The sequence below is a fragment of the Achromobacter sp. HZ01 genome (genome assembly GCF_003267925.1).
Lineage (GTDB): Bacteria > Pseudomonadota > Gammaproteobacteria > Burkholderiales > Burkholderiaceae_B > Achromobacter > Achromobacter pulmonis_A.
Window position 1 is genome coordinate 1834360 of the sequence record NZ_LWKV01000001.1, and the last position, 14618, is coordinate 1848977.

The following is a 14618-nucleotide window of genomic DNA, read 5'->3' on the forward strand; positions in this document are numbered from 1 at the left end:
CCGCGGGCTACTACGCCTTCTTCTTCTCCACGTCCGGCAGCAGGACTGCCACCACCCCCAGCAGGGGCAGATAGGCGCACACCTGGTACACATGGGCGATGCTGGTCGCGTCGGCCAGCTTGCCCAGCGCCGCCGCGCCCAGGCCGCCCATGCCGAACGCAAAGCCGAAGAACAGGCCGGCGATCATGCCGACCTTGCCCGGCACCAGTTCCTGCGCATAGACCACGATGGCCGAGAACGCCGAGGCCAGCACCACGCCGATCACCACCACCAGCGCCCCGGTCCAGAACAGGTTGGCGTACGGCAGCAGCAGCGTGAACGGCGCCACGCCCAGGATGGACACCCAGATCACGATCTTGCGGCCGATGCGGTCGCCCACCGGCCCGCCCACCACCGTGCCCACCGCCACCGCGGCCAGGAACAGGAACAGGTACAGCTGCGCCTCGCGCACCGACAGGCCGAACTTGTCGATCAGGTAGAACGTGAAATAGCTGTTCAGGCTGGCCAGGTAGAAATACTTGGAGAACACCAGCACGCCCAGCACCGCCAGCGCGCCCAGCACCTGCCGGCGCGACAGCGCATTGCCGGCCGCCGCGCCGCGCGCCCGCGGCTTCAGGCGCTCGCGGTTGGCGCTGTACCAGCGCCCGATGCCGGTCAGCACCACGATGCCGAACAGCGCCGCCAGCGAAAACCAGGCCACGCTGCGCTGCCCGTGCGGAATGATGAACAGCGCCGCGGCGAGCGGCCCGAGCGCCGAGCCCACGTTGCCGCCCACCTGGAACAGCGACTGCGCCAGCCCGTGGCGCCCGCCCGAGGCCATCCGCGCCACGCGCGACGACTCCGGATGGAACACCGACGAGCCCGTGCCCACCAGCACCGCGGCCGCCAGCAGCCAGCCGAACGACGGCGCCATCGCCAGCATCAGCAGCCCCGCCAGGGTGAAGCCCATGCCCACCGGCAGCGAATACGGCTTGGGATTGCGGTCGGTGTAGAAGCCGATGAACGGCTGCAGCAGCGAGGCCGCCAGCTGGTACACCAGCGTGATCAGCCCGATCTGCGCGAACGACAGCGTGAAGGACTCCTTCAGCATGGGATAGATGGCCAACAGGATCGACTGGATCATGTCGTTCATCAGGTGCGCCACGCTGATCGCGCCCAGCACCTTGAAGGCGGTGGACGGGTCTGAAGCGGCGGGCGCGGCGGGTTGGGCGTCGGCCATCGCGGCCGCGGGATTCTGGGCGGGGTTCATGGATCTCGGGAAATAAAGGGGACGGCTTTCCCGGCGCGATGCCGGGACCTGTAGCCAGTGTAGGAAGCGCGTCCCGTCCCGATCTGCCATTTTTCGTCTTGAAAGTGACAAAATGCGTGAATCATCCTTTTGTCGCCTGACTCATTCTCAAGCCGGAAGTGACAGCCATGCTGACCCGCACCCTTCCCGATCCCGGCCGCAGCGTCAACGCCCAGGACTACCAGGACCGCCCGCGCGTGGTCACGGCCATGGCCAAGGAATTCCCGGCCGGCGCGCGCACGGGCACCCACTCCCATCCGCGCGCCCAGCTGGTGTACGCGGTCGGCGGCACCATGCGCGTGACCACGCCCACCGGCCTGTGGGCCCTGCCGCCGATGCGCGCGCTGTGGGTGCCCGCCGGGGTGCCGCACGGCGTGGACATGGTGAGCGCGGTCTCCATGCGCTCGCTCTACCTGCAGGCCGAGGCCGCGCGCGGCTACTGGCCGCAATGCCAGGTGGTCGAGGTCAGCGCGCTGCTGCGCGAGCTGATCCTGGCGCTCACCGCCGAACCCATCGACTATCCGCTGGGCGGGCGGGCCGAGCAGATCGCCGCGCTGGCCCTGTCCGAACTGGCCGCCGCCCGCGTCGCGCCCCTGCAGATCCCGTGGCCGCGCGACCGCCGCCTGCAGACCATCTGCGCCGCCATCCTGGACCGGCCCGGCCTGCAGCGCGGCATCGAGGACTGGGGCAGCGAGGTCGGCGCCAGCGCCCGCACCCTGATCCGGCTGTTCCAGGCCGAACTCGGCCTGAACTACCGCCAGTGGGTGCAGCAGGTGCGGCTGGCCGACGCGGTATGCCGCCTGGCCCAGGGCGAGCCGGTCGCGCGCATCGCCTCCGATCTGGGCTACCGTAGCGCCAGCGCGTTTTCCGCCATGTTCCACCGCGCGCTGGGCGCGCCGCCGCAGCGCTACCTGCGCCCGGCCGCCCAGAGCTGAAAGCCGGCCGGCGGGCTTCGCCCGAGTTACATTTTTCGTTACCGAAACCTTATTGCCCGCTGGGCGGTCTATACGGTTATGTCCTAGAATCGCCTGCAATGAGCACCCCCCAGCAATCTCCCGCCACCCCGGGCGGCAAACCGGGTTTCCCCTGGAAACGACACCTCGTCAAGGCGGGCATCGCCGCCGCCGGCGTGGCCGTGTGCGGCGCCGTCGCGCTCGGCCTGGCGCTGGCCCTGGCCTGGCCCAGCCTGCCCGACCTGCACGCCATGACGGACTACCGTCCGCGCGTGCCGCTGCGCATCTATACCGCCGACAAGGTGCTGATCGGCGAATACGGCGAAGAACACCGCAACGTGCTGCGCATCGACGAAATCCCGCCGGTCATGCGCCAGGCGGTGCTGGCCGCCGAGGACGACCGTTTCTACAGCCACGGCGGCGTGGACTGGATGGGCGTGGCGCGCGCGGTGCTGACCAATATCGTCAAGCAGTCCAAGACCCAGGGCGGCAGCACCATCACCATGCAGGTGGCGCGCAATTTCTACCTGTCGTCGGAAAAGACGTACTCGCGCAAGTTCTATGAGCTGCTGCTGACCTTCAAGATCGAATCCGAGCTCACCAAGGACCAGATCCTGGAGCTCTACATGAACCAGATCTACCTGGGCCACCGCGCCTACGGCTTCGCCGCCGCCTCGCGCACCTATTTCGGCAAGCCCCTGTCCGAGGTGACCCCGGCCGAGGCCGCCATGCTGGCCGGCATCCCCAAGGCGCCCTCGCGCTACAACCCCATCACCAATTTCGCGCGCGCCCAGATCCGCCAGCACTACGTGCTGGGCCGCATGAAGACCCTGGGCTACCTGACGCCGGAACAGGCCGACGAGGCCATCAACCAGCAGCTGACCGTCCGCGGCGCTGACGGCGCCAGCGCGCGCGGCTTCGCCATCCACGGCGACTATCCCGCCGAACTGGCCCGCCAGCTGATGTACGGGGTGTTCCAGGAACAGACCTATTCCAAGGGCATCGACGTCTACACCACCATCGATTCCAAGGACCAGGAGGCCGCCTATCTCGCGGTGCGCGACGGCGTGCTGGCCTATACGCGCCGCGCCCCCTATCCCGGCCCCGAGGACCAGATCGACCTGCCCGCCAACGTCGAGCAGGACCCGGTCGCGCTCGACGAAATCCTCGACGGCGTGCAGGAAAAAACGCCCGACAGCGAAGACCTGCTGGCCGCCGTGGTGCTGGCCGCCAGCCCCACGGAAGTCACCGTGGCCCGCAGCGCCCGCGAGATCATCACGATCTCCGACAAGAAGGCGCTGGCGGTCGTGGCGCGCGCGCTCAACCCCAAGGCCGGCGACAAGCAGCGCCTGCGCCGCGGCTCGGTCGTGTACCTGCACAAGAACGGCGACAACTGGGAAATCATCAACATGCCGGCGCTGCAGGCCGCGCTGGTGTCCATGCAGCCCGAGGACGGCGCCATCCGCGCCATGATCGGCGGCTTCGACTACAACCGCGGCGGCTTCAACCGGGTCACGCAGGCCTGGCGCCAGCCAGGCTCCAACATCAAGCCCTTCGTCTACGCGGCCGCGCTGGAGCGCGGCTTGACTCCGGCCACGCAGGTCTCGGACCAGCCCTTCATGCTGACCGCCGAGCAGACCGGCTCCAAGGCCTGGCAGCCCAAGAACGACGGCAACAAGTACGAACCCATGATGACGCTGCGCCAGGGCCTGGTGCGCTCCAAGAACATGGTGTCGATCCGCATCCTGCAGGCCATCACGCCGCAGTACGCGCAGGACTACCTGACCCGCTTCGGCTTCGACAAGGCGCGCTGGCCCGCCGTGCTGCCGCTGGCGCTGGGCGCCGGCGGCGCCACGCCGCTGCAGGTGGTCAACGCCTACAGCGTGTTCGCCAACGGCGGCTACCGCGTCACGCCCTACCTGATCGACCGCGTCACCGACCGTTCCGGCAACGTGCTGATGCAGGCCCAGCCCGTGGTCGCCGGCGACGAGCAGGCGCGCGCCATCGACCCGCGCACCGCCTGGGTGATGGACGACATCCTGCGCGACGTGACCGTCAGCGGCACCGGCGCCCGCGCGCACCAGGTGCTCAAGCGCAACGACGTGGGCGGCAAGACCGGCACCACCAACGAGGCCGTGGACGTCTGGTTCTCCGGCTTCACGCCCAAGCTGGCCACCACCGTCTGGATGGGCTTCGACCAGCCGCGCTCGCTGGGCACCAACGAATTCGGCAGCGGCCTGGCGCTGACCACCTGGCTGGACTACATGCAGCCGGCGCTCAAGGGCATGCCGGAAAGCAAGCCCGCGCCGCGGCCCGACGGGCTGCTGGTGGACAACGGCGAATACTATTTCTCGGAATTCCCGCCGGGCCAGGCCGTGGCCTCGCTGGACCTGTCGTCCAGCGACGAGCTGACGGATTTCCTGAACAACCGCCGCTCCACCGATGGCGTGGACACCTCGGTCAAGCCGCTGCCGCCTCCTCCGGCGCCGGGCGGCGGCGCCGACGCGCCGATCCAGATGCCGCAGGCCCTGCCCATCCCGGTGCCCCAGGCCCGCAGCGCGCCGCCGGCCGGCGCGGCCTCCTTCCCGCCCATCCCGGTGCCGCGCGTCGACGCCGAGGCCCCGGCCCAGGCCGGCGCCGTCAGCGGCCCCGGCGCGCTGCCTGCGCGGCCGCTGTAATCGCCGCGCCGCGCGGGATCAGAGCTCCGTCACCACGTCGCGCGGCCAGGCCTGCAGCGACTCCAGCTCCAGGAAGGTGAAGTAGCCCGAGCGCCAGCCCTCGGTGTCGATGTGGTAGACATTGCCCAGCGCCAGCGGCGCGGCGACCGGTGTGTGGCCCGCCACCACCGCGCGCACGCCCTGGATGCCGCTACGGTTCATCAGGCGCAGCCGCTCGCGCGACCATTGGCAGGTCTCGGCGGTGCGCCGGTAGCGGTCCTGCAGCGCCGACTCCAGCCGCGGCCAGAACAGCACCGGGCAATCGGCGTGCAGCAGGCCCACCGTGCCGGCCTCGGTCTCGACCTCGATGGCGATCGGCAGCCGCTCGAACGCCTCGGCAAAAGCCTCCTGCCGCTCGCGCGGCAGATCCAGGAACCAGCCGCCGCCGTATTCCCGCCAGTTCTTCACATCCACCCGGCCCGTGCGCACGTGGCGGATGGCGTAGTCCTCGTGATTGCCCTGCACCGCATAGAACCAGGGCCGCGCCAGCCAGTCCAGCACCGCCTCGTTTTCCGGGCCGCGATCCACCAGGTCGCCCACCGAGAACAGCCGGTCCCGGGACGGCTCGAAACCCAGCTCGCCCAGGCTGTCCTCCAGGCGCGAAAAATGCCCGTGCAGATCGCCCACCGCGAAATCGCGGCCCTGCGTATTGCGCGGAACTTTGAGAAAACGCTGCTCCATGGCCTGCAAACCACCACTTTATCGATACACGACCTTTCCTTTTTAACCCGCTTTGGCGCGGCCCCCGCGCACAGTTCTTATCCGGCCCTGGAAAAATAGATGACGCGAATCAGTCTTATTCGTGATAACTTTGCATGTTTCTTACCCAGGGCTTAATACGCCCTCCCAAAACCGCTCCCGCACCGCTTTGACTGCGCTGCCCGCGCCTCACACCATGACAGCCGCGTCCACCATCAAAACCTGGTATCTGGTCCATAAGTGGACCAGCCTGGTCTGCACGATCTTCCTGCTCATCATCTGCCTGACCGGCCTGCCGCTGGTGTTCCATCACGAGATCGAGCACTGGCTGGACGACGCCAAGCCGCTGTCGGACGTGCCGGCCTCCACCCCGCCGGCCAGCCTGGACAAGCTGGTCGGCGCCGCCCGCGCCATGTACCCGGGCGAAGTCGTGGACTACGTCTACGTCGACCCCGACGAACCCCAGGTCTACGTCGGCATGGCCAAGAAGCCCGGCGACGCCCTGGTGTCGGGCCATGCCGTGCGCATGGACGGGCGCACCGGCGACGTGCTGCTGGACGGCCCGCCGTACGTGGACGATCGCTTCACCTTCATGAACATCATGCTGGCCCTGCACGTGGACCTGTTCGCGGGGCTGGCCGGCGAACTGTTCCTGGGTTTCATGGGCCTGCTTTTCTGCGTGGCCATCGTCTCCGGCGTGGTGCTCTACGGCCCCTTCATGAAAAAGCTGGAGTTCGGCACGGTCCGCGCCGCCCGCTCCACCCGCCTGAAGTGGCTGGACCTGCACAACCTGCTCGGCATCGTGACGCTGGTCTGGGCCTTCGTGGTGGGCGTGACGGGCGTGATCAACGAACTGTCCACGCCGCTCTTCCGGCTATGGCAGTCCACCGAATTGCCGCGCATCCTGGAGCCCTACAAGGGCGCGGGCGTGCCCACCGAGCTGGCCTCGGTCCAGGGCGCCGCCGACACCGCGCTCAAGGCCGTGCCGGGCACCATCGCCGGTTTCATCGCCTTCCCCGGCAACGCCTTCGGCAGCCCCCACCACTACATCGTCTGGATGCGCGGCGACACGCCGCTGACCTCGCGCCTGAACACGCCGGTGCTGGTCGACGGCCGCAGCGGCGAGCTCACCACCGTGGCCCGCATGCCCTGGTACCTGACCGCGCTGGAGCTGTCGCGCCCGCTGCACTTCGGCGACTACGCCGGCCTGCCGCTGAAGATCATCTGGGCGCTGCTGGACGTCATCACCATCATCGTGCTGGCCAGCGGCCTCTACCTCTGGCTGGCGCGCCGCCGCGCCACCGAAGCCCGCATCGCCGAACTCGTGCGCAAGCACCAGGCGGCCGCCCAACCTCAACGGAATCCCGCATGACCAAGACGACCCGCGGTTTCATGTTCGTCTGGGGCGCGCCCATCGTCCTGGGCCTGCTCAGCGTATTCGGCCTGCTCGCCGCGCTGCTGGGCACCGGCGGCTGGCACTGGGCTTCCTGGGTCGCCCTGTCCATCCTGCTGGCGGTGATCGTGCGCTATTGGGCGTTTCCGGCGACGTAACGGCCTACGACCCGCCCATCCACGCGAACGTTTCCGGGTCCGGCCCCAGGCGCTCGCCGTCGGGGATCGCGTCGATGGCGGCCATGTCGGCCGCCGACAGCTCGAAATCGAACACGTCGATGTTCTCCCGGATGCGCGCCGGCGTGACCGACTTCGGGATCACCAGCAGGCCGTGCTGCAAATGCCAGCGCAGCGTCACCTGCGCGGGGGATTTGCCGTATTTGCGCGCCAGGTCCACGATGGCCTTTTCCTTGGCCACGCCGCCCTGGGACAGCGGACTCCACGACTGCGTCGCGATGCCGTGCCGGGCATGGAACTCGCGCAGCGCGCGCTGGGCGAAGCCGGGATGCAGTTCGATCTGGTTCACCGCGGGCGCGACGCCGGAGTCATCCATCAGCCGCTGCAGGTTGGCCTGGGTGAAATTGGAAACACCGATCGCGCGCGCCAGTCCGTCGCGCTGCATCTCGATCATGGCGCGCCAGGCTTCCAGGTATTTGTCGCTGCCGGCCACCGGCCAATGGATCAGGTACAGGTCCACATAGGCCAGGCCCAGCTTCTGCAGGCTTTCGTCCATGGCCTTGCGGGCGTCGTCGTATCCATGCCGGTCGTTCCAGAGTTTGGTGGTGATGAACAGATCCTTGCGGGCCACGCCCGCGGCGCGCAGGCCCGCGCCCACGCCGGCCTCATTGCCGTAGATCGCCGCGGTGTCCACCAGGCGGTAGCCCGCCGCCAGCGCCGTCTTGACGCTGTCGGCGGCCTGCCCGTCCGGCACCTGCCAGACGCCCAGGCCCAGCTGCGGAATCCTGCCGCCGCCGTTCAATTCCACTACGGGTACGTTCGCCATAAAACCCTCCGTAACTAGCAATCGACTCTCGATGATACCCCCAGGGCCGGCAAGCCCCTGCCGGGCGGGATGGCCGCGGGTGCCCGATAATGCCGGTGTCCCGGCGCGCCGCGAGCGCGGCCGGCCCTGCTCACCACCCTGCTCCCTCCATGCCCGCTCCCGACACGCGGCCCGCGCGCCGCGGCAATCTGCACACATTGCGCACGCTGTTTCCCTACCTGTGGCCGCCCGGCCAGCCTGGCCTGAAGGCCCGCGTGGTGGCGGCCCTGCTGTGCCTGTTCGCCGCCAAGGCGGCCACCGTCTACGTGCCGCTGCTGTACAAGCAGGCGGTCGACCAGCTGGGCCAGGGCGCGCCGGGCACGGTGGCGGTGCCGGTGGGGCTGATCCTGGCCTACGGCTCGGCGCGCGTGCTGTCGCTGCTGTTCTCCGAACTGCGCGACGCCATATTCGCGCGCGTCGGCCAGCACGCCATCCACGCGGTGGGGCTGCGGATCTTCCGGCATCTGCACGCATTGGCGCTACGCTTTCACCTGGCGCGCCAGACCGGCGGCCTGAACCGCGCCATCGAGCGCGGCACCAAAGGCATCCAGACGCTGCTGTCGTTCCTGCTCTTCAACATCCTGCCGACCTTCTTCGAAATCGGGCTGGTCTGTATCGTGCTGTGGAAGATGTTCGACGCCTGGCTGGCGCTGGCCACAGGCGCCACCGTCCTGCTGTATATCGGCTACACGCTGGCCGTGACCGAGTGGCGCACCAAGTTCCGCCGCCAGATGAACGAAACCGATTCGGAGGCCAACACCAAGGCCATCGAAAGCCTGCTGAACTACGAAACGGTCAAGTACTTCGGCAACGAGGAGCACGAAGCCCGCCGCTACGACGCCTCGCTCACGCGCTACGAACGCGCCGCCGTGCGCAGCCAGGTCAGCCTGTCCATCCTCAACATCGGCCAGGCCGCCATCATCTCGGCCGGCCTGACACTGGTGATGTGGATGGCCGCCAGCGGCATCGCCGACGGCCGCTACACGCTGGGCGATTTCGTGCTGGTCAACACCTACCTGCTGCAGCTGTATTCGCCGCTCAGCTTCTTCGGCTTCATCTACCGCGAGATCAAGCAGGCGATCGTGGACATGGAACGCATGTTCGAGCTGCTGGGGCAGGACCGCGAAATCGCCGACCGTCCCGGCGCCCGGCCGCTGCGCGTGACCGGCGGCGAAGTCGAACTGCGCGACGTGCGCTTCGGCTACGACGCGCGCAGGCCCATCCTCAAGGGCGTGAGCTTCACCATTCCCGCCGGCAAGACGGTGGCCGTCGTCGGCACCTCGGGCGCGGGCAAATCCACCATCGCGCGCCTGCTGTTCCGCTTCTACGACGCCGACGGCGGCGCGATCCTGGTCGACGGCCAGGACGTGCGCGAGGTGACCCAGGCCAGCCTGCGCGCGGCCATCGGCGTGGTGCCGCAGGACACCGTGCTGTTCAACGACACCATCCGCTACAACATCGGCTACGGCCGCCCGGGCGCCAGCGACGCCGAGATCGAGGCGGCCGCGCGCCTGGCGCACATCCACGACCTGATCATGGCCATGCCCGACGGCTACAGCACCCTGGTCGGCGAACGCGGCCTGAAGCTGTCGGGCGGCGAAAAGCAGCGCGTGGCCATCGCCCGCACCCTGCTGAAGAACCCCGCCATCTTCCTGTTCGACGAGGCCACCAGCGCGCTCGACACTCACACGGAACGCGAGATCCAGGCAAACCTGCGCGAAGTCAGCCAGGGCCGCAGCACCCTGATCATCGCCCACCGCCTGTCCACCGTGGCCGACGCCGACGAGATCATCGTGCTGGCCGACGGCCGCATCGTCGAGCGCGGCCGCCATCCGGCGCTGCTGGCGCAGGGCGGCGTCTACGCCGGCATGTGGGCCCGCCAGCAGGAAGGCCGCGCCGATTGACAAGCCCGGCCGCTTGCCCGACTATCGCACCCTTTGATCGCCAGGCCCCGCCATGCAGGACTCCACCGCCGCCCCCGCCATCCGCGTCTGCGCCGCCGCCGACCTCGTCAACGGCGGCCTGGGCGTGAAAGTCCCCGTCTCCGACGGCGCCGGACGCACCACCGCGTTCTTCGTGCGCTACCAGGACCGCGTGCATGGTTACCTGAACCGCTGCGCCCACGTGGGCGTGGAGCTGGACTGGGAAGGCAGCTTCTTCACCCGCGCCGGCGACCTGCTGATGTGCGCGCGCCACGGCGCGACCTACCGGCCCGACACCGGCCTGTGCGTGGGCGGCCCCTGTAAAAACGGCCGCCTGACCGCGCTGTCGGTCGAGGAACGCGACGGCGCCGTCTACTGGCGTCCCGCCGGCAAGATCCGGCCGCTGGACGACGCCTCCGCCTGAGGCGCTTGCGGCCGTTCGGCATAGCGGCGCGCCAGCACCGCGCAGACCATCAGCTGCATCTGGTGGAAGATCATCAGCGGCAGCACCACCACGCCCATCTGCGCCGTGCCGAACAGCACCGTGGCCAGCGGAATGCCCGAGGCCAGCGATTTCTTGGAACCGCAGAACACCAGGGTGATCTCGTTCTCCTTGGACAGGCCCAGCCTGCGCGCGCCCCAGGTCGTGATCAGCAGCACCGAACCGAGCAGCACGGCGTTGACCAGCACCATCGCCGCCATGTCGATGGCCGGAAACGTATGCCAGATGCCCTGCGCCACGGCCTCGCTGAACGCGGTGTAGACCGCCAGCAGGATCGAACTGCGGTCCACCTTGGCCAGCTTGCTGTTGTTGCGCTGCGCCCACGCGCCTATCCAGGGCCGCAGCAGGCTGCCGGCCGCGAACGGCACCAGCAGCTGCAGCAGGATGCGGCCGGCGTCGGCCAGGCCGTGGCCCCCGCCCTGGCGGTGCAGCAGCAGCGCCACCAGCAGCGGCGTCAGCACGGTGCCCAGCAGGTTCGACGCCGTGGCCGCGCAGATCGCGCCCGGGATATTGCCGCGCGCCATCGAAGTCAGCGCGATCGAAGACTGCACGGTCGAGGACAGCGTGCACACGAACAGCACGCCCAACCAGAGCGACGGCGTCAGCAGGCCGGGAAACAGCGCGCGCAGGGCCAGCCCCAGCGCCGGAAACAGCAGGAAGGTGCAGGCCAGGATCAGCGCGTGCAGCCGCAGGTCCTTCACGCCCGCCACGATGGCCTGCGTCGACAGGCGCGCGCCATGCAGGAAGAACAGCAGCGCGATCGCCACGTTGCTGGCCACCAGCATGAAGGACGCGCCCCGGCCCGTGGCCGGGAATACGCTGGCCAGGACCACGGTGGCGATCAGGATGAGCGTGAACGAATCGGGAAGAAAGCGGCGCATGGCAGGGAATTCCGTGATGATCGGAGCCCACTATAGGCGCGCCTCTTGTCATCGTGAAGCCCATTAGGTACTGTAGCTGCTATCGGTAATTCCTATGACCGCCATGCTCAACCCCCTGTGGCTCAACACCTTCGTCGCCGCGGCCGCCGCCCCCAGCTTCTCCGAAGCGGCGCGCCGGCTGGGCCTGGCCCAGCCCACCGTGAGCGAGCACATCCGCCAGCTGGAGCTGGCGCTCAAGCGCCGCCTGTTCCTGCGCGACACGCACTCGCTCGCGCTCACCAGCGACGGCCGCAGCCTGCTGGTGCATGCCGAGATCATCCTCGACGCGCACGAGCGCGCCGAACGCCTGTTCGACGCGCCGCGCCTGCGCGGCCGCGTGCGCCTGGGCACCTCGGACGACCTGGCCATGGGGCCGCTGCCCGACGTGCTGGCCGCCTTCCGCCTGGCCCACCCCGAGGTCGAACTGGACCTGACCATAGGCGTCACCAGCGAGCTCTACAAGCTGCTGGACGACAACGGGCTGGACGTCATGATCGGCAAGCGCCGCCGCGGCGACCGCCGCGGCCAGACCCTGCACAAGGAAGCGCTGCTGTGGCAGGCGCGCGAGGGCCTGCGCTTCGCGGCCGACCAGCCGCTGCCGCTGATCCTGCTGCGCGAGCCCAGCGTCACGCGCGGGCTGGCGCTGGACGCGCTGGCGCGCGCCGGGCGCAGTTGGCAGATCGTGTGCACCAGCACCAGCTACGCCGGCTGCCAGGCGGCCGCGCGGGCGGGCCTGGGCATTACCGTGCAGCCCTCGCACCTGGCCACCGCCGGACTGGCCGCGCCCGCGGCGGCGGCGCAATTGCCTGCGCTGCCCCAAGTGGAATTCATCGTGATTTCGGCGCCCGCGCCCAACCGGCCCACGCGCGCCCTGACCGACATCCTGATGCGCAGCACGCTGACCTGAGGCGCCGCAGATTATCCGGGCAGGTGGTCGGGCACGCCGTCGGCGTCCACGTGCGCCACCCGGTCCAGCGCGTTGCGCGCGGCCGACATGGCTTCCACCGTGCTGCGGAAACGCCGGCTGGCGTAGATTTCGAACGCCAGGTTCTCCGGCTCGGCGTCCTCGTCGCCGTCCTGCGCGCGGTCCAGCCGCCGCGTTTCCAGAAAGGCGCGCGGCGGCGTGCGGCCCTCGGGCTGGGTCGCATACGCGACCACCGAGTAACCGTTGATGATCTTCTCAGCCATGGCGGCTCCGTATGGCCGCGGCGCGGCCCCTGTTCAGGCTACGGCCCGCCGCCGCCAAACTTAAGCCGCCGCGGCCTGGCGCGTGCGCACGTAGGCCGCCACCTGGGCCAGCACGTCCGACAGGTCGGCCTGCAGTCTGGCGAAGCCCGCATTGCGTTCGCGCGTGGCTTCGTCCATGTACAGCGGGCGGCGGATCTCCACCTGCAGGCTGTGGCGGTTCAGTTCCGGCTGGCCGATCTGCGCGATCAGCTGCACGCCCTTGTAGGGGTCGTTGCGCGCCACCGTGTAGCCCTTGTCGCGCAGCGCCGTTTCGATCAGGGCGATGAATTCCGGCTCGCAGGTCGTGCCGTCGCGGTCGCCCAGCACGAAGTCGGCCAGCGGATGTTCGCTCTTGCGGCCCAGGCGCTCGTAGGCGTCGTTGGGCATGGAATGCAGATTGAGGTGCCACACCGCGCCGAAGCGCTGGACGGTGCGCTGGATGGCATCGGACAGGGCCGCATGGTAAGGCTGGTAATACGCCTGGATGCGGTGGCGCACTTCGGCCAGCGTCAGCCGGCGGTCGTAGATCGGCGTGGCCTTGTCCATCCGGCGCCAGATCAGGCCCTTGCCCAGGCGGGTCTTTTCGCCCGGCTCCAGCGGCTCGGGCCAGGGCTCGGCCAGCAGCTCCGGGTCCAGGTCGCGCAGCGTGCGGTTGGGGTCGATATAGACGCGCGGGAAGTTCGCGGCGATCAGCGTCGCGCCCAGGGCGGGCGCCGCCGACCACAACGCGTCGACGTGCGTGTCCTCGCCCTGGCGCAGCTGGGCCAGGCTGGCCGCCGCCCCGAAATCCGCCGGATAGCGCTCGCCGCTATGCGGCGAATCGCAAACCAGCGGCAGGGCCGGCGCCGTGGGCTCGTGCACGGAAACTGCGTCGAAGTCGGCGTGTGTCATGGTCAGTCAGCCTGGATGTTGGCGGTCTTGGCCACTTTGGCGTAGCGGGCCAGGGCCTGTTCGATCTGCGCCTGGAATTCCTGCGGCGTGGTGGGCATCAGCGTACCACCGACTTCCTCGGCCTTCTTGCGGAACTCCGGATCCTGCTGGGCCGTGCGCACGGCCTGGTTCAGGCGGTCCACCACGGCTTGCGGCGTGCCGGCCGGCGCCACCAGGCCGAACCAGCCGCCCGTGCCCATGTCGGGGTAGCCCAGCTCGATATAGGTGGGCACGTCCGGCAGCAGCGGCGAGCGCTCCATGCCCAGCACGGCCAGCGCGCGCAGCTTGCCGCCCTGCACCTGCGGCAGGGTCGAGGACAGGTTGTCGGTGATCGCGTCGACCTGACCGCCCATCACGTCGTTCAGGGCCGGGCCCGCGCCGCGGTACGGCACGTGCAGCAGCTTGATGCCCGCCAGCATCATGAAGTTCTCGATGTTCACGTGGCCCAGCGAACCCACGCCCGGCGAGGCGAAGCTGTAGCGCTCCGGCTCGGCCTTGGCCAGCTTCACGAACTCGGCCATGTTCTTGGCCGGGATATTGGGATTGATCGCGAAAATGCTGGGCACGGCCACCACGTTGGCCACCGGCACGAAGTCCTTGACCGGGTCGTAGTTCATCTTGCGGAACACGGCCGGATTCGAGCCGTGCGTGCTCATCGTGGCCATGCCGAGGGTGTAGCCGTCCGGCGTGGCGCGCGCCACCTGCTCCATGCCCAGCGAACCGCCGGCGCCGGCCTTGTTCTCGACCACGATGGTCTGCTTCAGGTCGCGGCCGGCGTACTCGGCGATCAGGCGGGCCACGATGTCGGTCGAGCCGCCGGCGGCGAACGGCACCACCAGCTTGATCGGACGGGAGGGATAGTCGGCGGCCTGGGCCGCAGCGCCGGCGAAGGACAGGGAGGCGAACAAGCCGGCGAGCGCGAAGCGCGCGGACCGGCCGAAAGAACGGCGGGACATGGGGATGGCTCCGAAAATGGAAGGTCTATCGACAAGGCCGCCAGTGTCCGAACTTTACGGTCCCCTTTCA

14 protein-coding genes are annotated in these 14618 nt (G+C 69.1%); 7 read left to right on the forward strand and 7 right to left on the reverse strand.

Features of this window, described 5'->3' with window-relative positions; translation table 11 throughout:
- Positions 1-10: 10 nt before the first annotated feature.
- Positions 11-1249, reverse strand: coding sequence for an MFS transporter (locus A6B37_RS08560; RefSeq protein ID WP_102771601.1), 1239 nt, complete (start codon positions 1247-1249; stop codon positions 11-13).
- A 167-nt stretch (positions 1250-1416) separates the two neighbouring features.
- Between A6B37_RS08560 and A6B37_RS08565 the strand changes: the two genes are divergently transcribed.
- Both A6B37_RS08565 and A6B37_RS08570 read left to right on the forward strand, forming a co-directional pair.
- A complete protein-coding gene (locus tag A6B37_RS08565; RefSeq protein WP_111825470.1) occupies positions 1417-2223 on the forward strand; it encodes a helix-turn-helix transcriptional regulator in 807 nt (268 codons plus the stop codon).
- 98 nt (positions 2224-2321) lie between these two features.
- Positions 2322-4919, forward strand: coding sequence for a PBP1A family penicillin-binding protein (locus tag A6B37_RS08570; RefSeq protein ID WP_111825471.1), 2598 nt, complete (start codon positions 2322-2324; stop codon positions 4917-4919).
- A gap of 18 nt (positions 4920-4937) precedes the next feature.
- Here the strand turns inward: A6B37_RS08570 and A6B37_RS08575 are convergent, their stop codons facing one another.
- On the reverse strand, positions 4938-5639 hold the full coding sequence (locus A6B37_RS08575; RefSeq protein ID WP_111825578.1) for a metallophosphoesterase: 702 nt from the start codon (positions 5637-5639) through the stop codon (positions 4938-4940).
- A 214-nt stretch (positions 5640-5853) separates the two neighbouring features.
- On the opposite strand from A6B37_RS08575, the gene A6B37_RS08580 reads away from it, so the two are divergent.
- Positions 5854-7029, forward strand: a complete 1176-nt coding sequence (locus tag A6B37_RS08580) for a PepSY-associated TM helix domain-containing protein (protein ID WP_111825472.1) — start codon at positions 5854-5856, stop codon at positions 7027-7029.
- The gene (locus tag A6B37_RS08585) at positions 7026-7208 is read left to right on the forward strand and encodes a hypothetical protein (protein ID WP_102771604.1); all 183 of its coding nucleotides are present in this window, start codon (positions 7026-7028) and stop codon (positions 7206-7208) included. The genes A6B37_RS08580 and A6B37_RS08585 overlap by 4 nt, the downstream gene beginning before the upstream one ends.
- Before the next feature lie 4 nt (positions 7209-7212).
- On the opposite strand, the gene A6B37_RS08590 is transcribed toward A6B37_RS08585, so the two are convergent.
- Positions 7213-8052, reverse strand: a complete 840-nt coding sequence (locus A6B37_RS08590; RefSeq protein WP_111825473.1) for an aldo/keto reductase — start codon at positions 8050-8052, stop codon at positions 7213-7215.
- A 149-nt stretch (positions 8053-8201) separates the two neighbouring features.
- Here A6B37_RS08590 and A6B37_RS08595 point away from each other — a divergent pair, with 149 nt between their 5' ends.
- Both A6B37_RS08595 and A6B37_RS08600 read left to right on the forward strand, forming a co-directional pair.
- Positions 8202-9995 carry an ABC transporter ATP-binding protein/permease gene (locus A6B37_RS08595; protein WP_168202135.1) on the forward strand — a complete coding sequence of 598 codons (1794 nt, stop codon included), beginning with the start codon at positions 8202-8204 and terminating at the stop codon, positions 9993-9995.
- 52 nt (positions 9996-10047) lie between these two features.
- On the forward strand, positions 10048-10437 hold the full coding sequence (locus A6B37_RS08600) for a Rieske (2Fe-2S) protein (protein ID WP_111825475.1): 390 nt from the start codon (positions 10048-10050) through the stop codon (positions 10435-10437).
- On the opposite strand, the gene A6B37_RS08605 is transcribed toward A6B37_RS08600, so the two are convergent.
- Complete coding sequence (locus A6B37_RS08605; protein ID WP_111825476.1) at positions 10386-11396, reverse strand: bile acid:sodium symporter family protein; 1011 nt, start codon at positions 11394-11396, stop codon at positions 10386-10388. The genes A6B37_RS08600 and A6B37_RS08605 overlap by 52 nt on opposite strands.
- Positions 11397-11499: 103 nt before the next feature.
- On the opposite strand from A6B37_RS08605, the gene A6B37_RS08610 reads away from it, so the two are divergent.
- A complete protein-coding gene (locus tag A6B37_RS08610; RefSeq protein WP_102771868.1) occupies positions 11500-12342 on the forward strand; it encodes a LysR family transcriptional regulator in 843 nt (280 codons plus the stop codon).
- Between the two features lie 11 nt (positions 12343-12353).
- Here A6B37_RS08610 and A6B37_RS08615 read toward each other — a convergent pair whose 3' ends face one another.
- Genes A6B37_RS08615 through A6B37_RS08625 form a run of 3 tightly spaced genes read right to left on the reverse strand, consistent with a single transcriptional unit; the run spans position 12354 to position 14548 of the window.
- Positions 12354-12623 (reverse strand): hypothetical protein, encoded by a 270-nt coding sequence (locus A6B37_RS08615; protein WP_102771608.1) that lies wholly within the window; start codon positions 12621-12623, stop codon positions 12354-12356.
- Positions 12624-12683: 60 nt separating this feature from the next.
- On the reverse strand, positions 12684-13553 hold the full coding sequence (locus tag A6B37_RS08620; RefSeq protein WP_111825477.1) for an N-formylglutamate amidohydrolase: 870 nt from the start codon (positions 13551-13553) through the stop codon (positions 12684-12686).
- A gap of 2 nt (positions 13554-13555) precedes the next feature.
- Entirely contained in the window at positions 13556-14548 is a 993-nt protein-coding gene (locus A6B37_RS08625) for a tripartite tricarboxylate transporter substrate binding protein BugE (RefSeq protein ID WP_111825478.1), read from the reverse strand.
- Positions 14549-14618: the final 70 nt, after the last annotated feature.

Bases quoted from the DNA above. Each gene is read 5' to 3' on its own strand.
- A6B37_RS08560 (WP_102771601.1), bottom strand. From the start codon at position 1,249: ATGAACCCCGCCCAGAATCCCGCGGCCGCGATGGCCGACGCCCAACCC.
- A6B37_RS08565 (WP_111825470.1), top strand. From the start codon at position 1,417: ATGCTGACCCGCACCCTTCCCGATCCCGGCCGCAGCGTCAACGCCCAG.
- A6B37_RS08570 (WP_111825471.1), top strand. From the start codon at position 2,322: ATGAGCACCCCCCAGCAATCTCCCGCCACCCCGGGCGGCAAACCGGGT.
- A6B37_RS08575 (WP_111825578.1), bottom strand. From the start codon at position 5,639: ATGGAGCAGCGTTTTCTCAAAGTTCCGCGCAATACGCAGGGCCGCGAT.
- A6B37_RS08580 (WP_111825472.1), top strand. From the start codon at position 5,854: ATGACAGCCGCGTCCACCATCAAAACCTGGTATCTGGTCCATAAGTGG.
- A6B37_RS08585 (WP_102771604.1), top strand. From the start codon at position 7,026: ATGACCAAGACGACCCGCGGTTTCATGTTCGTCTGGGGCGCGCCCATC.
- A6B37_RS08590 (WP_111825473.1), bottom strand. From the start codon at position 8,052: ATGGCGAACGTACCCGTAGTGGAATTGAACGGCGGCGGCAGGATTCCG.
- A6B37_RS08595 (WP_168202135.1), top strand. From the start codon at position 8,202: ATGCCCGCTCCCGACACGCGGCCCGCGCGCCGCGGCAATCTGCACACA.
- A6B37_RS08600 (WP_111825475.1), top strand. From the start codon at position 10,048: ATGCAGGACTCCACCGCCGCCCCCGCCATCCGCGTCTGCGCCGCCGCC.
- A6B37_RS08605 (WP_111825476.1), bottom strand. From the start codon at position 11,396: ATGCGCCGCTTTCTTCCCGATTCGTTCACGCTCATCCTGATCGCCACC.
- A6B37_RS08610 (WP_102771868.1), top strand. From the start codon at position 11,500: ATGCTCAACCCCCTGTGGCTCAACACCTTCGTCGCCGCGGCCGCCGCC.
- A6B37_RS08615 (WP_102771608.1), bottom strand. From the start codon at position 12,623: ATGGCTGAGAAGATCATCAACGGTTACTCGGTGGTCGCGTATGCGACC.
- A6B37_RS08620 (WP_111825477.1), bottom strand. From the start codon at position 13,553: ATGACACACGCCGACTTCGACGCAGTTTCCGTGCACGAGCCCACGGCG.
- A6B37_RS08625 (WP_111825478.1), bottom strand. From the start codon at position 14,548: ATGTCCCGCCGTTCTTTCGGCCGGTCCGCGCGCTTCGCGCTCGCCGGC.